This window comes from Thermincola sp. GK-1, from assembly GCF_059412445.1.
The window spans coordinates 79,846-100,671 of the sequence record NZ_JBSQAT010000009.1 but is presented as its reverse complement, the minus strand read 5'-3'; the positions used below and the strand labels follow the sequence as shown (position 1 = coordinate 100,671).

At 44.8% G+C, this 20,826-nt stretch carries 21 protein-coding genes; 4 read left to right on the top strand and 17 right to left on the bottom strand.

Features of this window, described 5'->3' with window-relative positions; all coding sequences use genetic code 11:
- Positions 1–65: 65 nt before the first annotated feature.
- Positions 66–548, top strand: coding sequence for a metal-dependent transcriptional regulator (locus ACSNJE_RS10185; RefSeq protein ID WP_474773539.1), 483 nt, complete (start codon positions 66–68; stop codon positions 546–548).
- Between the two features lie 10 nt (positions 549–558).
- Here ACSNJE_RS10185 and ACSNJE_RS10180 read toward each other — a convergent pair whose 3' ends face one another.
- The 12 genes from ACSNJE_RS10180 to ACSNJE_RS10125 all read right to left on the bottom strand — a co-directional run bounded on the left by ACSNJE_RS10180 (position 559) and on the right by ACSNJE_RS10125 (position 13,558).
- Positions 559–1,275 (bottom strand): ABC transporter ATP-binding protein, encoded by a 717-nt coding sequence (locus ACSNJE_RS10180; RefSeq protein WP_052217396.1) that lies wholly within the window; start codon positions 1,273–1,275, stop codon positions 559–561.
- The gene (locus tag ACSNJE_RS10175; RefSeq protein ID WP_052217397.1) at positions 1,268–2,038 is read right to left on the bottom strand and encodes an ABC transporter ATP-binding protein; all 771 of its coding nucleotides are present in this window, start codon (positions 2,036–2,038) and stop codon (positions 1,268–1,270) included. Before ACSNJE_RS10175 ends, ACSNJE_RS10180 begins: the two co-directional genes overlap by 8 nt.
- Positions 2,039–3,091 carry a branched-chain amino acid ABC transporter permease gene (locus tag ACSNJE_RS10170; RefSeq protein ID WP_474773540.1) on the bottom strand — a complete coding sequence of 351 codons (1,053 nt, stop codon included), beginning with the start codon at positions 3,089–3,091 and terminating at the stop codon, positions 2,039–2,041.
- Positions 3,092–3,095: 4 nt separating this feature from the next.
- Positions 3,096–3,989, bottom strand: a complete 894-nt coding sequence (locus tag ACSNJE_RS10165) for a branched-chain amino acid ABC transporter permease (protein ID WP_474773541.1) — start codon at positions 3,987–3,989, stop codon at positions 3,096–3,098.
- Between the two features lie 128 nt (positions 3,990–4,117).
- Positions 4,118–5,290, bottom strand: a complete 1,173-nt coding sequence (locus ACSNJE_RS10160) for an ABC transporter substrate-binding protein (RefSeq protein ID WP_052217399.1) — start codon at positions 5,288–5,290, stop codon at positions 4,118–4,120.
- 145 nt (positions 5,291–5,435) lie between these two features.
- Positions 5,436–6,098, bottom strand: coding sequence for a deoxyribose-phosphate aldolase (gene deoC, locus ACSNJE_RS10155; protein ID WP_200901014.1), 663 nt, complete (start codon positions 6,096–6,098; stop codon positions 5,436–5,438).
- A gap of 245 nt (positions 6,099–6,343) precedes the next feature.
- Positions 6,344–7,228: a UTP--glucose-1-phosphate uridylyltransferase GalU gene (galU, locus tag ACSNJE_RS10150; protein WP_052217400.1), complete on the bottom strand. Its 885-nt coding sequence runs from the start codon at positions 7,226–7,228 to the stop codon at positions 6,344–6,346.
- A gap of 134 nt (positions 7,229–7,362) precedes the next feature.
- Positions 7,363–8,154, bottom strand: coding sequence for a trehalose-phosphatase (otsB, locus tag ACSNJE_RS10145; RefSeq protein ID WP_474773542.1), 792 nt, complete (start codon positions 8,152–8,154; stop codon positions 7,363–7,365).
- The gene (locus ACSNJE_RS10140; RefSeq protein ID WP_495252602.1) at positions 8,084–9,643 is read right to left on the bottom strand and encodes an alpha,alpha-trehalose-phosphate synthase (UDP-forming); all 1,560 of its coding nucleotides are present in this window, start codon (positions 9,641–9,643) and stop codon (positions 8,084–8,086) included. Before ACSNJE_RS10140 ends, otsB begins: the two co-directional genes overlap by 71 nt.
- Positions 9,644–9,654: 11 nt before the next feature.
- Positions 9,655–11,820: an amylo-alpha-1,6-glucosidase gene (locus tag ACSNJE_RS10135; RefSeq protein WP_495252601.1), complete on the bottom strand. Its 2,166-nt coding sequence runs from the start codon at positions 11,818–11,820 to the stop codon at positions 9,655–9,657.
- Between the two features lie 15 nt (positions 11,821–11,835).
- Complete coding sequence (locus ACSNJE_RS10130) at positions 11,836–13,056, bottom strand: glycosyltransferase family 4 protein (RefSeq protein ID WP_052217409.1); 1,221 nt, start codon at positions 13,054–13,056, stop codon at positions 11,836–11,838.
- Between the two features lie 220 nt (positions 13,057–13,276).
- Entirely contained in the window at positions 13,277–13,558 is a 282-nt protein-coding gene (locus tag ACSNJE_RS10125; RefSeq protein ID WP_052217413.1) for a MerR family transcriptional regulator, read from the bottom strand.
- A 244-nt stretch (positions 13,559–13,802) separates the two neighbouring features.
- Here ACSNJE_RS10125 and ACSNJE_RS10120 point away from each other — a divergent pair, with 244 nt between their 5' ends.
- Positions 13,803–14,066, top strand: coding sequence for a hypothetical protein (locus ACSNJE_RS10120; protein WP_052217415.1), 264 nt, complete (start codon positions 13,803–13,805; stop codon positions 14,064–14,066).
- A 7-nt stretch (positions 14,067–14,073) separates the two neighbouring features.
- Entirely contained in the window at positions 14,074–14,268 is a 195-nt protein-coding gene (locus ACSNJE_RS10115) for a hypothetical protein (protein WP_013121505.1), read from the top strand.
- Between the two features lie 79 nt (positions 14,269–14,347).
- Here ACSNJE_RS10115 and ACSNJE_RS10110 read toward each other — a convergent pair whose 3' ends face one another.
- A complete protein-coding gene (locus tag ACSNJE_RS10110) occupies positions 14,348–15,370 on the bottom strand; it encodes a sensor domain-containing diguanylate cyclase (protein WP_052217417.1) in 1,023 nt (340 codons plus the stop codon).
- A 281-nt stretch (positions 15,371–15,651) separates the two neighbouring features.
- Here ACSNJE_RS10110 and cdaS point away from each other — a divergent pair, with 281 nt between their 5' ends.
- On the top strand, positions 15,652–16,332 hold the full coding sequence (gene cdaS, locus ACSNJE_RS10105; RefSeq protein WP_495252600.1) for a sporulation-specific diadenylate cyclase CdaS: 681 nt from the start codon (positions 15,652–15,654) through the stop codon (positions 16,330–16,332).
- On the opposite strand, the gene ACSNJE_RS10100 is transcribed toward cdaS, so the two are convergent.
- The 4 genes from ACSNJE_RS10100 to ACSNJE_RS10085 all read right to left on the bottom strand — a co-directional run bounded on the left by ACSNJE_RS10100 (position 16,329) and on the right by ACSNJE_RS10085 (position 20,660).
- A complete protein-coding gene (locus ACSNJE_RS10100; RefSeq protein ID WP_052217422.1) occupies positions 16,329–17,942 on the bottom strand; it encodes an MDR family MFS transporter in 1,614 nt (537 codons plus the stop codon). The two genes, cdaS and ACSNJE_RS10100, sit on opposite strands and share 4 nt — an antisense overlap.
- Positions 17,932–18,390, bottom strand: coding sequence for a MarR family winged helix-turn-helix transcriptional regulator (locus ACSNJE_RS10095; RefSeq protein WP_052217424.1), 459 nt, complete (start codon positions 18,388–18,390; stop codon positions 17,932–17,934). Before ACSNJE_RS10095 ends, ACSNJE_RS10100 begins: the two co-directional genes overlap by 11 nt.
- Before the next feature lie 127 nt (positions 18,391–18,517).
- Positions 18,518–19,984, bottom strand: a complete 1,467-nt coding sequence (locus ACSNJE_RS10090) for a sensor histidine kinase (protein ID WP_474773547.1) — start codon at positions 19,982–19,984, stop codon at positions 18,518–18,520.
- Positions 19,977–20,660: a response regulator transcription factor gene (locus tag ACSNJE_RS10085; protein ID WP_052217428.1), complete on the bottom strand. Its 684-nt coding sequence runs from the start codon at positions 20,658–20,660 to the stop codon at positions 19,977–19,979. The genes ACSNJE_RS10090 and ACSNJE_RS10085 overlap by 8 nt, the downstream gene beginning before the upstream one ends.
- Positions 20,661–20,826: the final 166 nt, after the last annotated feature.

Here is a 20,826-nt window from a genome sequence, read left to right as displayed (position 1 = left end):
CTGCTATTTTCCACTCCACTGCATATAATGGTAAAAACCTTTTATTCTTTAAGTAGGTGGTTTAGTTGGACAACGAGTTTTATACCTTCCGGGAGTATATGAAACAGGCAGACTCCCAATTAACGGCTTCCATGGAAGACTACCTGGAGATGATCTGCCGACTGTCCCGGGACAAAGGATATACACGGGTTAACGCCTTGGCAACGGCCCTTAACGTCCAGCCCCCTTCCGCTACCAAGATGGTACAAAAACTGGCCGACATAGGACTGATAAATTACGAAAAATACGGTATCATTACCCCTACCAAACAAGGGCAGCAAATCGGCAATACGTTATTGGAACGCCACAAGACGATAGAAAATTTTCTAAGGCTGCTGGGCCTAAAAAAGGGCGTCCTTGAAGAAACCGAAAAGATTGAACACACTGTTAGCTCACAGACATTGGAACACCTGGCTACTTTTGTTAACTTTCTAAAAACCAGGCCGGAAATAATAGAAAATTACAATACATTCCAAAAACGCCTAAAAATAAACAGAGAAAATGAATAACAGCAAATTATCACTTTTTCACGCTCTGGCCCAGATAAGCTTTCTTAATCTCGTCATTGGCCAGCAGTTCTTTACCCGTTCCTTGCATGGTTATTCGTCCCGTCTCAATAACATATCCGACGTCTGCAATATGCAGGGCCGCGTTGGCATTTTGTTCAATTAACAAAATGGTAACTCCCTGCCTGTGAATTTCCCTGATTATGTTAAAGATGTCTTTAACCACCAGAGGCGCAAGCCCTAAGGACGGTTCGTCCATCATCAGGACCTTGGGCCGGGACATAAGGGCCCGCCCCACGGCTAACATTTGCTGTTCCCCACCGGACAAAGTGCCGGCTGACTGCCACAGTCGTTCCTTAAGCCTGGGGAACAGACTATATATCCAATCCAGGTCTTTTTCAATTTCCCTGTGATCTTTTCTTGAGTAAGCGCCCAACTTTAAGTTTTCCAAAACAGACAGGTTCGGAAATACCCGCCGTCCTTCCGGCACCAACGTTATGCCGTAATTAACCATTTCATAGGGTTTCTTAGCAAGAAGGTCTACTCCGTTATAGGTAATAGTTCCGCTCTTCGGTTTTACATGCCCTATTATAGTCCTGAGCAGCGTGCTTTTTCCGGCGCCATTAGCCCCTACCAGGGTAACAATTCTGCCTTCCTCAACCTCCAGGGTGACTCCTTTTAATGCTTCAATTCCACCGTACGCAACAACCAGGTTCTCTATTTTAAGCATTCTCAGCCACCCCCAGGTATGCTTCTATAACTTTCCGGTTATTCTGAATTTCGCTTGGCGCCCCCTCAGCTATGGTAACACCATAATCTAAAACGTAAATGCGGTCCGAAATTCCCATCACTACTTCCATGTGATGCTCAATCATAAATATGGTTAAGCCAAATTCCTTCTGAATTTCCCTGATGAAATGGGTTAAATCCTCAGTTTCCCTGGGGTTCATACCGGCCGCCGGTTCATCCAACAAAAGTATCTCCGGATCAGTGGCCAGAGCCCGCGCTATCTCCAGCTTTCTTTGCATGCCGTAAGGAAGGGAACTGGCTTTTTCATTTTGCACATTTACAAGTCCGGTCTTTTCCAGTAAGGCAATAGATTTTTTCCGCATTTCTTTCTCTTCCCGTCTATACCGCGGAAATCTAAAAACAGCCTCTAAAAAGTTCGACCTGATATGCAGGTGATTGGCTATAAGGACATTGTCCATTACACTCAGATCTTTAAAAAGTCTTATGTTCTGAAAAGTCCGGGCAATGCCCAGTTTTGTTATCTGGTCGGGCCGCATACCTGTAATGTTTTCATCTTTAAAAAATATAGCGCCCTGCGTGGGTTTATAGACACCCGTAATCATGTTGAAGGCAGTTGTTTTTCCGGCGCCGTTGGGGCCAATGAGAGCAACTATTTCACCCTGGTTCAGGCACAGGTTGAAATCATTCACGGCCGTCAAACCGCCAAACTGCATAGTCGCATGTTCTGTCCGCAGCACTTCCATCTAATTGCTCCCTCCCCCGGCCGCCGGTTTCTTTTGCAGCCTGTCGAAAAGTTTATCCCAGGTAAACTCATTGGTGCCCATAATTCCCTGCCGGAAGAACAACACTACGACCATTAACAGGGCTGAAAAAACTACCATCCGTAGACCAGGAATTCCCGGGATGTAAAGGCTGCCTATAGTAATCGATTCATCGAGAAACCGCAAAGCTTCACCGGCAATGGTAATAATAAAAGCGGAAATTATGCTACCGGTTATACTGCCCATACCTCCAAGAATGATAATCAGGAGTATGTTAAAGGTGAGAAGAAACCTGAACATCAGCGGGTCAACCGTTCCCAGCAAATTGCCTAACAAACCGCCGCCAATGCCGGCAAAGAAAGCTCCTATGGTAAAAGATAAAACTTTATGCCTGAAGATGTTAATACCCATACTTTCCGCGGCAATTTCATCTTCTCTGATGGCTTTCAACGCTCTTCCGAAACTGCTGTTAATCAGGGAGCCGATAAGGATAACGGTGATAACGGCAATACCGAAACTCCACCAAAGGTTAGTGGTTACCGGAATGCCTTTTAAGCCCAACGCACCGTTAGTGAGGCTTTGGGTATTGGTAAATATAACCCTGATTATTTCAGCAAATCCAAGCGTAGCTATAGCCAAATAATCCCCTTTCAGCCTCAGCGCCGGAGCGCCAATTAAAAAACCGACCAGTGCCGATAAAACGCCGGCAATCAAAAGCGCCGGTAAAAACGGTAAGGTAATGGAATCCAAAGGCTTAATTAAAGGCGCCATAAAAAAATTCTGCGCTTTTACCAATGGCGGCATAGTCAAAAGGGCAGTAGTATATGCACCCACAGCCATGAAGCCGGCGTGACCCAGAGAAAACAAGCCGGTAAACCCGTTAACCAAGTTCATGCTCAGGGCAAGAATGACATAAATGGCACAGAGATTCAGGATACGAACTTTATAGGAGTCGAGGTAAGCATCAGCAAAATAAACAAAGACAAATAACAATATTAACGATACAAGGGTCAAAATCAAATCCCGCTTCTTCAAAGTTCTACACCTTCTCCGCTATTTTTTCGCCCAGAATACCGGTAGGCCTGAACAGAAGTATTAGAATAAGCAAAACAAAGGCAAAGGCATCCCTGTACCCGGTAAGTTCGGGAAGAAAAGCTACCAGCATGATTTCACCAATTCCTAATACAAAGCCGCCTATCACAGCTCCCTTTATGTCCCCTATGCCCCCTATAACCGCTGCAATAAAGGCCTTTAGGCCGGGCATTACTCCTAAAAGGGGAATAATTTGGGGAAACTTCAACCCCCACATGATACCGCCGACAGCAGCCAACATGGAACCAATACAGAAAGTAAGAGATATTACCTTGTTCACGTTGACCCCCATAATGGCTGCGGTCTCATAATCCTTTGCCACAGCCCTCATGGCCATACCGGCTTTAGTGTTGTGAACCAAATACAGAAGAGCAAGCAAGAGCCCAATAGTGACAACAGGGATAACAAAAGTCAGGTTTTGTATTGAAATGCTTCCTATGTGGACAACATCAGTAAGAACCCGGGGAGTTGGAAAAGCCTTTGGCCTACCGCCAAAAATCACCACGGCCAGGTTCTCAAGCAAGAAGGAGGCACCGATAGCCGATATAAGTATTGATATCTTAGGGGCATCCCGCAGGGGCCTGTATGCCCCTGCCTCCAGCATCATGCCCAGAATCCCTGTCAGGACAATGGCCAGGAGGAACGAAAGGTACCAGGGAAGAGTAAATACGGCAATTCCGTAAAAGGCAAAATAAGTCCCCATCATAAAAATATCGCCATGGGCAAAATTTATTAGCCTTAAGATACCGTAAACCATTGTATAACCAATTGCTACCAGAGCATATAAACTGCCAAGGGAAATTCCGTTGGCCAGGTGCTGCAAGAATGTGCCCAAGCTCATTTAATAACCACCTCAAAGTATTCATTAAAAACAAAGGTCTTTATCAAAGCCACAAGGAAACTTTTGTTGATATATTCCCTGAACATTAAGATACGCTTCCCAACGAAGCGTATCATTTTTTGCTTTATTTAATTTGCTCCAACAACATTGAGGTAAGTAAATTTACCGCCTTTGACTTCTTTGATAACCGCATCCTTAATTGCGTTCCTGTTTTCGTCCAGGGTAATTACTCCTGCAGCGCCAGGGAAATCTTTTGTCTTGGCCAGTTCATCCCTGATCTTTACAGGATCAGGTGACCCTGCCTTCTTAATAGCATCTAGAATCAGGATGTAAGCATCGTAACCCAGGGCGGCAGCAGCAGACGGTTCTTTATCCCCATATTCTTTTTTGTATTCGGCCAGGAATTTTTCAGATTCCTTGGTAATTGGTTTTTCGGAAGTGAAGAAGGTTGAGAAGGTAGCGCCTTCTACCGCTTCCTTACCAATATCAATAAACTCTGGAGTTTCCCAGGTATCGCCACCGATAAACGGAGCTTTGATACCCAATTGCCTGGCCTGCTTGATAATCAGGGCAGACTCGGTAAAGTTACCGGGCGCAAAAATTACATCGGGGTTCTTTGCCTTGATATTGGTCAGTTGAGCGGTAAAATCCTGGTCCCCTGTGTTATAATTGGACACAGCAACAATGGCATTTTCGTCACCGGTCAGTTCCTTGAAGGCATCTGTGAAAAATTTAGCCAGGCCCACGGAGTAATCGTTGGAAACCTCCTGAATGATGGCCACTTTTTTGGCCTTTAGCTTATTATAAGCATAGTTAGCCATAACTTTACCCTGGAACGGGTCGATAAAACAAACCCGGAAGTAATAATCATTACCCTGCGTAACCAGCGGGTTGGTAGCAGTAGCAGCCACAGCGGGAACCTGAGCATTCTTTACTACGTCCCCGGCAGCCATACTTAACGAACTTCCCCAACTACCGATGATTGCTGATACTTTTTCATTTTCCACCAACCTGGAAGCAGCGCTGGCAGACTCTACTTTGTCCGACTTGTTGTCTACAATTACCAGTTCCACTTTTTTGCCCAAGACAGTGGGATACAGCTTGTTAGCCAGTTTGATACCCTCTACCTCTAACGCTCCGCCGGCAGCATTAGCCCCGGTCATCGGTTCCAGAACACCGATTTTGATAACACTAGAATCATTGGAGCCATTCCCACTGCTAGCCTTATTGCCGCTGCAACCGGTAAAAACGAAAGAAACCAATAGGATTAAAGATAATACGGTCGCAAGTTTTTTCTTCAATTTTTGCTTCCCCCTTACTGTGATTTGTTGGTAAAATGTTGGTTCACCCCACTGTATATGTATAATCTAAGTATATTTTAGGCTGCGCGGGCTTGTCAACAAAAATCTGCCCTATATCGACGTTTTTCGACTTTTTACTTTATTGTTAAGTTTTGGACACTATAGCCACGCTATTGCTTGCGCCTATGCGGTTGGCCCCGGCTTTGACCATGGCTGCGGCATCTTCGTAAGTTTTTATCCCGCCGGAAGCTTTTACTCCCAACTCCGGACCCACTATTTCCCGCATCAGCCTGACATGCTCAACCGTTGCGCCTCCAGCACCAAAACCTGTGGATGTTTTTACAAAATCCAGACCTGTCAGACGGGCCAGTTGACAAACCCGGATAATCTGCTCATTAGTCAAGTAACAGGTTTCCAGGATAACTTTAATAACGATTTGCCCTTCATGCCTGGAACGTAGCTCCACAAACCGTTCCATTTCCTCCCTTACCGAAGTGTATCTTCCATTCAAAACATCACTGATATTTAAAACATAATCAAGCTCATTGGCGCCAAGACCTACCGCCTTTTCAGCCTCATATATTTTTGTTTCGGTTGTGTTGGCTCCCAACGGGAAACCAATTACTGTACATGCTTTTATCCCACTGCCCCGCAAAAGCTCACTGACCATAGGGAGATAACACGGGTTTACACATACAGAAGCAAAACCAAATTTTTTAGCTTCGTCGCAAACCTGCCTCACCCGGTCATCAGTAATATTTGGTTTTAATATGGTATGGTCAATCATTTTAGCCAGATCAATTTGCATGGCCCAAATCTCCCTTCATTTTTGAATTTATGCATAAGGCTTAAAAACATTTTACCACAGAGGGCGCAGAGAGCACAGAAGGACCACAGAGGGAAAAGTAAACAGGCAAACTAAGGGCGCAAGTCCAGATATAATATAAAGTCCAAATTACCGCTAGGCGATAAGGCCCGGAACGATTGAAACAACGCAGACAGTCATATCAATCGTTCCGGGCCTGAGCCGTTAACCGGTAATTTGGACTTAATTTAGCCTACCTTTAATCTGTTATCCAGAATACCCATGATTTCTTTTTCAATAACGGAACCAAATTCAGGGTGATTTAACCCCAGTTGGATGTTGGCCCGGACAAAGCCGGCAATATTGCCAACATCATACCGGTTCCCGAAAAATTTATAGGCATACAATTCATCTTTTTCTAACAGCATTCTCAAGGCATCGGTCAACTGTATCTCACCGCCGGCCCCCGGTTCGACTTTATCAAGGCATGCAAAAACCTCTGGCTCAATTATGTACCGCCCTACAATAGCCAAGTTTGACGGTGCTTTGTTTACAGCCGGCTTTTCCACCAGGTCCCTAATGACAAAGACATTGGCCGTCAGGCGTACCGGTTTGATAATACCGTAATTTTTTACTTCTTCACGGGGAACTTCCATTACTGCAACGGTTGTGCCGGGCCGCCTTTCATACATATCAACCATCTGCTTCAAACAGGGCACCTTGGTATCAATTAAATCATCGGGTAGCAGGACGGCAAAGGGTTCGCGTCCCACAAATTCCCTGGCTAAAGACACCGCATGGCCCAGACCCTTTGGTTCCTTCTGCCGGGTATAATAAATATTTACCAGGCCAGCGGGGTGCCGGACTTTCTGTAGCAATTCGTTTTTCCCCTTAATTTCCAGGAAGGTTTCCAATTCCAAATTGCGGTCAAAATAATCCGCAATACAATCTTTATTCCGTCCCGTTATAATCAGGATATCGGTTATGCCAGCCGCAACGGCTTCTTCAACAACGTAATGAATAGCCGGTTTATCCACAATGGGCAGCATTTCTTTCGGGATGGCCTTGGAAGCCGGAAGGCACCTGGTACCCCACCCCCCTGCAGGAATAACCGCTTTCCGGATCTTTTTCATTCTATCCATCAGCTCCTTTCCCACAAAGAATTTAAACTGCCAAAAATAACACAGAAAGTTATTTATGATAACTCATTCAACACGACAAACCAATCATACAGGTATACAGGAGTAATAAAGCAAAGAAACCACTTTTAACACCTCGCTGCGATTATTTGCATGAACCTGAGTACATCCTGCGATCCCCGCAACCATTGTTCGGCAGCAGTAAATTTCTTTTCTCCGGCAACCAATATTCCTAAACCGTTGTTCCTGACGGCTTTAAATGCATCCTCGTCAGTAGTGTCATCCCCAAGGTACACGGGGTAGAAGTCAGGGTAAAGGTTCATCAGGCAACTTACCGCCTCCCCTTTATTGACTGCTTTTGGCCTGACCTCTATTACCTTTTTACCGGCCAGAAATTCCAGTTCCTTTTCATTAACCAACGGCCTGACCGCCGCCACAAAGTCTCCAACTACCTTTAAGGCTATTGCCGGGTCGGCCAGTCGATAATGCAAAGCCACGGCTGTTTTTTTCCTTTCTGCCAAAAAACCTTGTTTGCCCGCGGTAAAACTTAATAACCGGCTATAAATCTCATCTAAAACCCCGTCCAGTTCCGTATCATCGAAGGTTTTTATTTTTTCATCGCCTGGTCCCACTATTTCCGCTCCGTGGCAACCGGCCAAATAAATCCCGGCAACAGGCAGCATCATGTTCAACTCTTCCAAATCCCGACCGCTAATAATCGCAACTTTTACCCTTGATTTTTGGGCCAATCGTTTTAGTACCTTCAACAGACCCGGTCCGGGCAGCGCAATTTCCGGCCTTTCTCTGATGGGTACCAAAGTACCGTCGTAATCCGTCATAAGTAATAACTTAGGATGAGATAAAACCAGAGCTGCCAAAAACTCCGGTGTCCCTTCCCGCCAAGCCGATAACTGATTCATGCCGCAACACCTCCGGAACCTTATCCGACGGGGAAACATATCGGCTCTGCAAAACATCGCCCAACCAATTTAACCGTAACTGTTCCCACCACCAATCAATATCCTGGTTCCTGACAACATTGTTTAGGGCCTTTAACCTCCGTTTTTTCTCGGCATCGGGCATCTCCAGCCCGGCTATTATTTGCTCTGCTGTTTCCCGCGGGCTGAAGGGGTTCGCCTGTAGGGCCTCCTTCAACTGTTGGGCCGCCCCGGCGAAAGGGCTTAACAGCAGCACACCCGTATTATTCGCATTGGTTACAACATATTCTTTAGCTACCAGGTTAAGGCCATCTTTAACCGGTGTAACCAGGGCCATGTCCGCCGCCAGATAATGGGCAACCAACTCTTCTTTGCTCAAAGATTTAAAAAGATACCTGACCGGCACATGATAATTTTCGGTAAAATCACCGTTAATCCGGCCCACGGTTTCTTCTATTTTCCGTCTCAGTTCCTGGTAGGCGTATGTATCGGTTCTGCTGGGTACAGCAATCTGGACAAAGGTTAGTTTATCCCGATATTGGGGATAATTTTTATAAAGCCAGGCCAGGGCCTGCAGCCGCTCCAGGATGCCCTTGGTATAATCCAGACGGTCAACGCCGACCAGCATGTAGTCCCCGCCAACCAACCGCCTGATTTGGGCAGCCCTTTGCATTACTTCCGCCGAACCCGCCAGACTTTCAAATTCCCGCCAGTTGATACCGATAGGCAAAGCAACTACTTTTGTCCTTTTCCTTTCGCGGTAAATTGTTCCCGATACATAATCGACTTTTGCTCCGGCAATTTCTTCGGCGGCCTGGAGGAAGTTCTGCGCGTAATTTTGGGTATGAAAACCGACTAATTCAGCATCCAGCATATCGCTGATGTATTCCTTCGCCCAGGGCATAACAGCAAATATCTCCGCAGGTGGAAAAGGAATATGCCAAAATAGGGATATTCTGGCCCGGGTCCGGAACCGGCGGATATAACTCGGGACCTTGGCCAGGTGGTAATCATGAATCCATATAAAATCCTGGGGCTTGGTGGTCTTTAAAATAACCCGGGCATATTTTTCGTTGACCTGGCAATATGCTTGCCAGTATTGTTCTTCAAACACGGATTTTTCAATAAAGTTATGGCACAAGGGCCACAAACAACTGTTGGCAAATCCGTTATAATACAAATCCACTTCCCGGGGTGCCAGCATTACTTCCTGAAACACATATTTTGGATCACCTTCAGGCAGCGGGCAGGAAATACCTGTTTCGTCGCCCTCATTGCCGAACCTGCCGCCCCAGGCTACCCAGACGCCGCCTTCCCTGGCCACAACAGGTTCCAAAGCGGAGACCAGACCACTGACCGAAGGTATGCCTTTAACTCCCTGGGAAGTTTCCCTAAAGGTACAGGCTCCCCGATTAGAGACAACCACCAGTTGCCCATTGAATTTCACAGCAAGAGGTTTTATAAAACCCATTTCTTCACCTCCTACTCAAAAACTACCTTCACATCTCCCTTCGTGCCAAGAACACTACAGTATGTCTTATCCTGCCTTTTTGTAAATTCCAATGCCGCATTACCGTCTCCCGCCCTGATATTTTCCATGCGGAGGGTATGTAAGAAGCCCGGGAGCTGAGGATTGCGCACGTATATATAGTTGCCGCGACATTCTATACCCAACAGGGCCCGCAGCAGTAGAAATATACTACCGATTGACCACGCCTGTGGATCGCAGGCGATGGGGTATTTAACCGGGCTAAGGTTCTTTTCGCGGGTAAACCCGCAGAAAAGTTCAGGCAGCCGCATGTGGTCAAAATACTGAGCCGCTTCAAAAAGGGTTTCTACCAGGCGCAACAGCGGCGCCACCTCTCCGGCTAATTTCATTCCCAAACCAATAATGGCATTATCATGGGGCCAAATAGATCCGTTGTGGTAACTCATCGGGTTGTAAGCGGTTTCCTGATTGCTCATAGTACGGATGCCCCAGCCGGAAAAAAGGTCCGGACCCATCAACCTGCTCACAACCAGGCGAGCTTTGTCCGCTGGCAATATTCCCGTAAAAAGGCATTGGCCGGGATTAGAAACTATTGTTTCCACAGTCCTTTTTTGACCGTCAAGAGCATAAGCCAAAAATCCTTTACTCTCTAACCAGAAGTCACGCAAAAAATTACTTCTCAATGCCCTGGCTTTGTCTTTCAATTCCCGCGCCTTTGCCTGATTTCCCGTCAGTTCATATAATTCAGCCGCATCTTGCAATGCTTTATAGTAATACCCCTGCACCTCTACCAGGGCTATGGGGCCGTCGGGTATCTCCCCTTGGGGGTCAATGACGCCATCCCAGGAATCCTTCCATCCCTGATTGACAAGACCTTTGTCCGACCTGCACCGGTATTCTATATAGCCATCGCCGTCCAGATCACCAAACTTCTCACACCACTCCAGCGCTTTAGCCAATGACCCGGACATTTTAACGAAAAATTCTGTATCCCCGGCCCATTTAACATACTCTGCCAGTAAAATGATAAACCACAGGGTAGAATCAACGGAACCGTAATAAGGGGTATGGGGTACCTCTCCTGCCCGGGCCATTTCCCCAAAGCGCATTTCGTGCATAATCTTGCCCGGTTGCTCATCTCTCCAACTGTTCACCTCTTGCCCCTGGAACCTGGCCATAAAGCAGAGTGTTTCTCTGGCTAATACAGGATTCACCAGCAGGGTTTGCCAGCCGGTAATCAGCGCATCCCGGCCGAAAGGCGCAGCATACCAGGGAATACCCGCCTCAAGAACAGTTCCTTCCGGATATTTGGCGCTTAAAGCCCGCAGGTCTGTAATGGCTACCCGCAGCATATGGTCAAACCTTTCATTGTCTGACATGACCTTAATACATTCATCTTTCCAGGTCCGGTATGCATCGGCCAGGTATTCGGCAGCCCTGGCAAAACCCAAATCACTCTGGGTTGTTAAACCTGCAGCGCTGGAGCCTATGATCGGTGTAACTTTCAAATAAATGTAATATTTTTTCTTCGGCTCCAGGACGAGGTGGTAACTGACATGAACAAGGTTATTTTCCCCGGTTATAACCGTGGGTTGAGGAGAAAAACTTATTCTTGTCGTACGCCGTAGATTGTCCTGACCAAGATAGCCAATTAAAACACTTTTTTTGAAAATTACCGGTTTGGCGATAATGCCCCTGGAAGAACGGGGCATTCCCCTCACTTCGAAAATATCCGCAAAATCGGCGCCCAGTTTAAACTGCAGCGTCAGCTCCACCGGGTATTGATTAAAGTTTATTACCCGCAGACGCTGGTAGAACCCGTCTTTAACCAGCCGCAAAAGCCGGATATGAATAGTCTGCAAGGGGACGACCCGGCCACAACTGGTAAATTCTTTATTGGTCATCTCTACCTGGGCAAAATGGCTGTCCCTTAAAGTCCTTGATAAAAAAACAGGTTTTGTCCCGTTGACCGTTAATTCGAGACAATTTAAAAATCGGGTGTCCACATAATAAAACCCTAATCCCCCCATGTCCCGGAAGGGTATTTCTCCACCGGGCAAGGTATTTATAAACATGCGGCCTTCCTTCAGAACTTCCACACTACCCCGGATATCACCCGGCACTATCCTGAATTCATCTTGCGCATTATTAATCTGCATCGACAAATTGTCTCCCTACGCAGTTCTAGTATTTTTGACAGATTCACCTGTATATGTCCGGACCGCCTTTTTGTAAATTTCTAAAGTAGCTCTGGTCATAATCTCTTTAGTCCAGCGTTCCTCGACCATCCTCCTGCCCTGCTTGCCCATCTGCCGGCACAAGCCGGGGTTGCGGAGAAGTTCACAGCACCTGTCCGCCAGTTCCTTTGCATTGGCCATTTCTACCACAAAGCCGTTAACCCGGCTTTGGATTACCTCGGGCATTCCCCCTGCCCGGCTAACAACAATTGGTTTTTCACTGGCCATACTTTCGAGCATCACCAGGCCAAAAGGTTCTTCAAAACAGGATGGATAAACACAAAACTCGGCCGCCTTATAGACCAGGGGCATGTCATCCCAGGCAAAGAACCTGATGAAAACATTGTTACCAAGACCAAGTTCTTCTACTTGATTCATTATTTTCTGCACATGTCTTTGCTGGTGTGCTCCCCAGTCCACGGTTTTTCCGGTTCCCGCCAATACAAGCAATACATTGGGGAATTCTTTTCTTATAATATTCAGGGCTTCTACGCTTATATGGCACCCCTTATCCAGACTCATCCGCGCCGGGTGAAAAATTACCCGCCGTCCTTCAAACTCGGGATAGATCTCTTTTATTTTCTCCAGGTCTTCTTCTGTAACCGGCTTAAACCTTGCTAAATCTATACCATGATGAACAGTTGTAATTTTACTGCTGTCGTAACCCACGCGAGTCAACTCACGTTTTATGTAGTCGCTTACCGCAATAACGGTATCCCAGTAATGGGCTCTTTTATTCATTTCCTGCCAGGTTTTGTCTTCGTCAGCCCAGACGTTATGCGCTGTCAAAACCAGAGGTATGCCCCGTTCCTGCTTTATTTCATAGAGGATATCGGCGTGTTCGGGGCTAAAATAGTGCATGTTGTGAGCATGAATAATATCAGGTTGAACCCGGTCAATAAACCCCTCTATTTCCTGCCTGATCTCGTGTCTTTGCCTGCTTATTTTTTCCGGCGACAAACTATTAAGGTCCATTAAAGGAGTTCTTTTTATGTACATTCCCTCGTACCATTCTTCATCCTTGCCCCCTGGGACCGAGCCGGTCAATAAACAGACCTGGCAGCTGCTGTTTATCAACGCCGGTCCCAACATGGCCAAATGGCTTTCAACCCCGCCTATGATGGGCGGAAAGGCCCAGTGCAGTTGAGCAATACGCATTAAAACCCCTCCTTATATGAAAACATAATGGCCTAAAAAAGAAAAACGGGAGACATTGTCTCCCGTTAAAAAAGTCATCTGCTGAAGTTTTTGCAAAAGTACCCAAAATAATTTCCTGCTCAGAAATTAATTTAGGGAGACTTTTCCAAAACACGCAAAGTACTTTTTTATCATAGCCAATTTATTCTTTATTTATTTATTGCCCTGTACTCGCCTTCTGTTATTTCACTGAACCGGTGATATCTCTGCCGTATTTATCCTCCAACTGGATAATTAATTTAACTCCCGGTAAGTTAACACCCTTTTCTTCCACCAAGAATTTGATTCTTTTAATTATATCAATATCATCAGATGAATAAAGCCTCGTGTTACCCTGTGTTCTGCTTGGCTTAATGAGACCGGCTTCTTCCCACTGCCTTAACGTTCTCATGTTGACACCGGCGAGGTGAGCCGCAATACTGATCTGGTATACCCCTTCGTTCGAAGAAACGTGAGCAACCAATTAGCACACCTCCTTTATATCGCGTATATTTTCTGTCATTTCAAAATTATATTATATAACATATATTATGTCAATATTATTACACAATCACGGCATTTTTTATTACCTTAATTATGCAATATTTATTATATAGTTTTGACATATTATCTGCATTAATGCATGTAGATTTTTAGGTAAATAAATTCATAATTTTGCAGAAAAAAGAACAAATTAATTAAAAAATATAAAAAAAGGAGGCTACTTTATGCTGCTGAACCTGTTTAAAGCAATCAACAACATGCAGCCCAAAGTCAGGGAACTTGACCCGACCACCACGCAAAGAATAAAAGAAGGCGCCTATCTTACCAAAATAATCAGTGAAACTGAGGTTGCTGCCCGCAAATGTGAATTTTATGCAGGAAATTGCTCTGATCAGCAAATAGCGCAATTTTTCCAGGATGAAGCAGATATGTTATACAAAGCAAAACACACCCTGCAAAAATATTATGAAAGTATGACCGAGGAGTGATTGAACCATGAATTTTTCCGATATGGATATGCTGCAGGATTACGAAAAGGATACCAGAATGGCAGTGCTAGCTTATTCTTTAATGGAAACGGAGATCATGGATTCCACCTTACGCAAACTGATACACCAAGCCGCGGAATCCGCTGCCAAATCGCAGGAAAAAGCGGCTCATCTGATCATGGCCAGAGGTGATCGCCCATAGTGGAAAAAACAGCTAAATTACCGGAAGAACCAAAAGGCCAGCGGGGTTCCACCAAACCGGTAATTTGGCTGTTTATAATTTAACTGATACGGCAGTGGGTCTTTCTTTTCATTTCGTATAACCTTTTATCTACAATAGATATAATTTTGTTGATATGATTTTGGCTGCGGCAGCGGGTTGTTATGGCACCCCAGGATACGGAAATTTTGATATGGCGCCTACCATAAACAAAGGTATGTTGGGCCACCGCCTGTTCAATTCTTGCCGCGATTCTTTTTGTTTCTTCCTCATCAGCTCCAGGCAGAATAATGGCAAACTCATCGCCGCCGTTACGGAAGACAATATCATTGTTGCGAACATTTCTTTTAAAAAGAGAGGCAATTTCCTTTAATATGTAATCTCCGGCAAGATGACCATAAGTATCATTCACTTGTTTAAAACAATTCAGGTCAAGCATTATCAATGAAAGAGGCTTGTCCGCCTGGTCTTTAACGAGGCATTCCAATTCGCTCCTGAAAAAGCGGTAATTATAAGCGCCTGTTAAAGGATCTAAAATCGCTGCTTCCTCCAAACTCCTAATCAAACTTGCTTTCTCTACCGCCAAACCCAGATGATTGCCCAGCATCATTAAAAATTCTCCATCACGGTAAGTATACTGGCTTGGATACTGGCTGTATACCAACAATACCCCTATGACCCGTTCCCTTACCAATATAGGCACCGAAATCAGGGATTTGGGACCGAAATGCTGCTGCATTTTTTTAGTAACCCTGGAGTCCTGCTCGGCATTGGTTACTATAATTATTTGCTTTGTTTTAAATGTTAATCCGCTGATACCCTTGGTCTCATCTACTCCGACAGGAAAAGGTTTTTTATCACAATGTATTGCTGTCTCCAATTTAAATTTTTCCCCGTCCTGCTTTGTCAAAAGGATATGACAGCCGTCAGAACCCATAATCTCCTGAATCTTCTCCGCGCCGTAACGCAGCAGCCGCCTGATGTCATGGTTGGAGTAGAGCAGTAACGCAAATTCATGTAAGTAAAACAATTTAGGGTCAGACTTAATTTCCTTTCCGTCATTCGAAGGCGCTAATGTGAACATTGTAGACATCTCCATTAAAAAGAAATTTCCGTAAAAAGGTCTTTCACTTGACTTTTAGTTTAGTATAACAAGAACAAATAACTCTGAATCAGTTTTTGCTTCAAAAGGAAATTTTTTTGTTTTAAATTCACCTAAACCATAACTAAGTCAAATTACCCCAGGCGGGTATAAATTGCTCTGCTCTTCTTCCCTAAAGATTATTTTTAAAATGGCGTAAATATCGCCAAATAATTGGTGTAATACTATAAGAGCATAGATTTAAATCTGAGTGGGGATTTTAAATGGAACAATGCCAATTACAAACCAATTTACGGAAAGATCTCCGGAAAAAATTAGAGGAAATCCGGCAGCGGGTTGAAGAGGTTATGAAAATAATGAATGGACAGCAGGGCTGTATGCTTTGTGAAATAAAGAGTATTAGGGAGTCAGCCGGTAAACTGGAAGGCCTGATTTCTTATTACCACTTTCAGTCATCGTTAATGCCCTACGTGGAAGAACTGGACGAGATAGCCAAAGCCGTGGCCTCCTTATCTGAGAAGGGCCACGGAGCATTAATAGTAGTGGAAAAAAATGACATGCTCGATTCCCTGATCGGTACCTGCAGCATGACCGGAATTCTCATCGGGGCCAAGATTTCCGCACCCCTGCTGCAGTCAATTTTCTATCCCGGCAACCCTTTACACGACGGCGCGGTAATCATTAGAAAAGGGCAGATTGTTGCGGCGGGATGTGTCCTGCCGTTATCTGCCCAAAAATATACCAGTGAAAGGCATAAAATTGGAACCCGCCACCGTGCTGCTCTGGGCCTCAGCGAGCGAACCGATGCCCTGGTAATAGTTGTTTCCGAAGAAACAGGGCAAATTTCCTTTGCCAAAGACGGCATTCTTCATCCGATTGATGTTCAATTGTGTACCAAATTACAGCAATCGGAAGTAAACCATGCTGATTCAAAGCAAGGTTAATAAACTCGTCCATCAGCGGTTTTATTTTCCGTTCCTCTTCCCATGGCCTCGCCGGTCTCTTTTTTCTCTATTTTTTCATTACCCACCAACAGGCTCATCACTATTCCCGCAAGGGCTATACCCATAGCCACCAGGAAAACCGTATGGAGAGATTGGGCCAACGCAGTTTTAAGAGTTGGGAGCAAAACCTGCTGCAGTTGCCCGGGAATCCTTTGCAGGGTCTCCGGACTCAATAGTACATTAAATAAGCCCTGAGGATTAGACCGGGCCCTGGCCAATATGCTTCCCACAGGTCCCGCCTGTAATCCCGGAATGCTCCGAATTATAGGAAAGAAATCTTTTTGGAGCAGAGCGATGGATCGGTTATTCATAACAACTCCCAATATTGTCACCCCAAGGGTACCGCCAATGCTGCGGAAAAACTGGCTTGAAGAAGTAACTACACCACGCTGCTCCGGTGGAAAGGCATTTTGTACCGCAATGGTCAGAGTCGGCATAATCAGGCCAATCCCAACACCCAGCACAACAATATATGAAATTGCCACCAGTTGAGTTGTGTGCACTGTCATCGTGCTTAGCAGGTAAAAAGCAGCAGCCATGAAACACATCCCGGCGACAAACATGGAACGAAAAGGTACTTTAGTTATCAGTTGCCCGCCCAGAATACTGGTCAACATCATGGAAAACATCATGGGAATCATTGTGTTACCGGAACTTGTGGCGCTAACCCCGATTACCCCCTGCAGGAACAACGGCAGGAACATAATCGACCCGAACATTCCTAACCCCATTAAAAAGCCAATAATATTGGTTACCGTAAAAACCCTGTTTCTGAACAAATCCAAACTCAGAATAGGTTCTTCCGCTTTTCTTTCCACCCGTATAAAGGCCAGCAAAAACACAAAGGAGATACCGAACAAACCGATAATCTGCCATGAACCCCAGGGAAAGTCTTTTCCGCCAAGGCTTAAAGCCAGTAGAAGACTGACAACACCTATTACAAGGGTTGCTGCCCCCGCGTAATCGATAACCACATTGTCTTTCAGGCGTTTTTCGCCAACCAGTCCAATAAATATAGTAATGGCGGCAAGTATACCCACGGGCAGGTTGATGTAAAATACCCACTGCCAGGAACTGTTATCAACTATCCAGCCGCCGATTGTCGGCCCCACTATAGATGAAAGCCCAAATATAGCTCCCATGACACCCTGCCATTTGCCACGCTTGTCAGGCGGGAAGACGTCCCCGACAATAGTCATGGCCATGGGCATCATAATACCCCCGCCGATACCCTGCAGTCCCCGGAAAATTATAAGCTGGGTCATGTTCTGGCTGGTTCCGCATAGGGCGGAACCCAGCATAAATATGGAGAGCCCGGAAACATACACCCACCGGCGGCCAAAGAGGTCAGCCAGCTTGCCGGCAATGGGCACAATAGTTGTAGAACTTAACATATATGCGGTAGTCACCCAGGTCATAATGCTCAAGCCGCCCAATTCACCGATAATCCTGGGCATAGCCGTTCCGACAATGGTTTGGTCCAGGGAAGAAAAAAACATACCCAAAAACAATCCGATAAGTAAAATCTTGCGTTTAGAATTATTCTGCATTTCGTTCTCGCCTTTCTTTAAAATAAGTTAGCGCCAAAGACAGAAGCCTGATCAGTTCCTTGCTGTCCTGCTCGCCCAAAAAACCGACCAGGCCTTTTAAATCCTCAAGAAATTTCGCGTTCATATCTTCGATAAACTGTTTTGCCCTGGCTGTCGGTTTCACCAAAACAACCCGCCTATCGGTGGGGTCCGCCAGGCGCTCCACATATCCACCATCCTCCAAAGCATTAATCATGTGCGTAACACCGGCCGGAGTAATCTGCATCCGTGCACTTAGATCAGATACCTTGAGCCCTTCGGAATCAGCGCCCGGGCACTGTGTCAGAGTAACCAGTAACATGAACTCACTTGGCCTGATTCCATGCGAAGAACCAGGCGGGCGGCCCAGCCGCTTAAATTGGGCAATGGTACGGGCCAATTCCTGGGCGAGATAGTTTTTTTCATCCATTATATTTTTTGCCACCTCATTTTTTACTAACTAAATGTTTTATATACTAAATTATTTATTAAATAAAATAAAATGTCAACTGTTAAAATATGCATTATGGTTTTGGGCAACGTAAAACCGGGCAGTTTTATTGAAGCGGCATGGTAATAATGACTTTGGTTCCCTTACCAACGGCACTTTCCACATCAATGGCACCATTATGCTTTTCTATGATCCATTTAGCTATGGATAATCCTAAACCGGCGCCTCCGCTTTCCCTGGTTCTTGATTTGTCACATTTATAAAAACGGTCAAATATATAAGGTAAATCCTCTTCTGGAATACCTATACCGTTATCTTCTATAACAAGTTTTACTCTTTTATCTTTTAAATAACTATTGACACTGATTGTTCCGTTAGGCGGGGTAAATTTAAGGCTGTTGTCCAAAAATATTCTCAAGGCCTGTTTAATAAGACCCCTGTCGGCAATAACATTGACAACTTCATTGGTAGCACAGGTAATTGTGTGTTCGGTATCAATTAATCTGGTTTCCTTAAGCACTTCTTCCACCAATTCGTTTAAAAAGAAAGATGTCTTGACAACGTTTTGCGTATTTTTATCAGCCCGGGCCAAAAACAGTAGTTTTTCCACCAAGTCCTTCATATTATCCGCTTCATTTTTGATGGCGCTTATAGATTCTTCCAGTACTGCTTTATCGTCTTTGCCCCAACGGTTTAACAGGTTTGCATAGCCTTGTATAACTGAAATAGGGGTCCGCAATTCATGGGAAGCGTCAGAAACAAACCGGTTTTGCTGCTCATAAGAAGCCTGAATCCTGTCCAGCATTTCATTAAAGGTTTCGGCCAGTTCCTTAAGTTCGTCATGGGAGTTTACCACATTTAGGCGGGTGTCCAGGTCCTGGGCAGAAATAGATCTGGCGGTGTTTATCATATTATCAATAGGCCTTAGCATTCTTCGAAGGGTCCTTGACCCTACGATTACTGTCAACAGGATAGCCAACATAAAACTCGCCAATATACAAGCCAGTAGTATGGTCATATAAAATACTTCCCTGGCTATAGAGCGCGAAACCTGAAGAAAATAGGGGTTACCCCCTATTTTAACCTCTTTGTTTAAGCTGATTTGATCAAAGTTAACCGTTATTCCGGAAAGATCCCTGGCTTCATTAAAAGTCACATTATCAGGGTCCTGCTCAGTGGTATAAATAACATCCCGTTGACTGTTAAAAATAGTAATACTTACGCCTTCAACATCAGCGTACCGTTTAATCTGTTCTTCAGGTATATCCAGGTTATCATTAATAGAAGCCTCTGTGAACCTGGCGCTTTTATCAAGGGAGCTCTTGGACTCGTGAAAAAGAAATCCGGTAAATGCAGAGACAATTATTAAACTGAAAACGAAAAGTACTGTAGAAAATATTAAGGTGTAGATAGTAGCAGTTTTAAATGTGATAGAGAACTTCAGCCGTTTTCCAATACCCTTAAAAATTTTGCCTAACAAGTAAAAACCAAAGGTGGTAGTTATTTTCAGGCTGTGGACAACTAGGGAGGTTATTAATTTAATGAGCTTTCCAAAGCGTCTTCTATTATTCATCTTTAATTATATAACCTACTCCCCTTACAGTATGGATAAGCTTAGTATTAAACCTGTCATCTATTTTGCTTCGTAAGTACCTTATATACACATCCACCACATTGGTATCACCGTAATAATCGTAACCCCATACCGTTTCCAGAATTTTATCCCTTGTGAGGACCATATTTTTATTTTGAACCAGATAACATAACAGGTCGTATTCTTTTTTCGTAAGGTCCACCGGTTCTTTATTAAAACACACTGAATGCTGTTCCAGGTTTACTTTTAAGTCTCCCGCGGTAATTATATCTCTTTTGTGATTGGCCGGTTTCCTTCTTTTAAGGACCGCCCTGATCCGGGCCAGCAACTCTTCAATAGCAAAAGGTTTGGTCATATAGTCATCGGCGCCGATGTCAAGCCCCATGACCTTATCCGTTACCTCGTCCTTAGCAGTGAGCATTATGACCGGCGTTTCGGAAACCTGCCGTAAACGTCTCAACACCTCCATACCATTGAGAGAGGGAAGCATTACATCCAGAATTATTAAATCAAATTTACCCCCAGTAGCTCTTTCCAGGCCGCTTCTGCCGTCATTCTCCTGTTCAACCATATACCCTTCGTATTTCAGTTCCAATTCCAAAAAACGGGCTATCTTTACTTCGTCCTCAATTATTAATATTTTTTCACCGGCCATGTCCTTCAGTAACTCCTTTAAATCAAGGTAACTTCCTTGTTCAATTATATTTTACATTGCAAAGGGTCAGGTAGCAATGTAAATTAAAATGAGAGCAAAACAACATCTTGCCCTCATTGATAGACAACATATTCAGATTTAATTAATAACCCTTTTAAAAAACTAT

Bases quoted from the DNA above. Each gene is read 5' to 3' on its own strand.
- ACSNJE_RS10180 (WP_052217396.1), bottom strand. From the start codon at position 1,275: ATGCTTAAAATAGAGAACCTGGTTGTTGCGTACGGTGGAATTGAAGCA.
- ACSNJE_RS10175 (WP_052217397.1), bottom strand. From the start codon at position 2,038: ATGGAAGTGCTGCGGACAGAACATGCGACTATGCAGTTTGGCGGTTTG.
- ACSNJE_RS10165 (WP_474773541.1), bottom strand. From the start codon at position 3,989: ATGAGCTTGGGCACATTCTTGCAGCACCTGGCCAACGGAATTTCCCTT.
- deoC (WP_200901014.1), bottom strand. From the start codon at position 6,098: ATGCAAATTGATCTGGCTAAAATGATTGACCATACCATATTAAAACCA.
- galU (WP_052217400.1), bottom strand. From the start codon at position 7,228: ATGAAAAAGATCCGGAAAGCGGTTATTCCTGCAGGGGGGTGGGGTACC.
- otsB (WP_474773542.1), bottom strand. From the start codon at position 8,154: ATGAATCAGTTATCGGCTTGGCGGGAAGGGACACCGGAGTTTTTGGCA.
- ACSNJE_RS10140 (WP_495252602.1), bottom strand. From the start codon at position 9,643: ATGGGTTTTATAAAACCTCTTGCTGTGAAATTCAATGGGCAACTGGTG.
- ACSNJE_RS10135 (WP_495252601.1), bottom strand. From the start codon at position 11,820: ATGCAGATTAATAATGCGCAAGATGAATTCAGGATAGTGCCGGGTGAT.
- ACSNJE_RS10130 (WP_052217409.1), bottom strand. From the start codon at position 13,056: ATGCGTATTGCTCAACTGCACTGGGCCTTTCCGCCCATCATAGGCGGG.
- ACSNJE_RS10120 (WP_052217415.1), top strand. From the start codon at position 13,803: ATGCTGCTGAACCTGTTTAAAGCAATCAACAACATGCAGCCCAAAGTC.
- ACSNJE_RS10115 (WP_013121505.1), top strand. From the start codon at position 14,074: ATGAATTTTTCCGATATGGATATGCTGCAGGATTACGAAAAGGATACC.
- ACSNJE_RS10110 (WP_052217417.1), bottom strand. From the start codon at position 15,370: ATGTTCACATTAGCGCCTTCGAATGACGGAAAGGAAATTAAGTCTGAC.
- cdaS (WP_495252600.1), top strand. From the start codon at position 15,652: ATGGAACAATGCCAATTACAAACCAATTTACGGAAAGATCTCCGGAAA.
- ACSNJE_RS10100 (WP_052217422.1), bottom strand. From the start codon at position 17,942: ATGCAGAATAATTCTAAACGCAAGATTTTACTTATCGGATTGTTTTTG.
- ACSNJE_RS10095 (WP_052217424.1), bottom strand. From the start codon at position 18,390: ATGGATGAAAAAAACTATCTCGCCCAGGAATTGGCCCGTACCATTGCC.
- ACSNJE_RS10090 (WP_474773547.1), bottom strand. From the start codon at position 19,984: ATGAATAATAGAAGACGCTTTGGAAAGCTCATTAAATTAATAACCTCC.
- ACSNJE_RS10085 (WP_052217428.1), bottom strand. From the start codon at position 20,660: ATGGCCGGTGAAAAAATATTAATAATTGAGGACGAAGTAAAGATAGCC.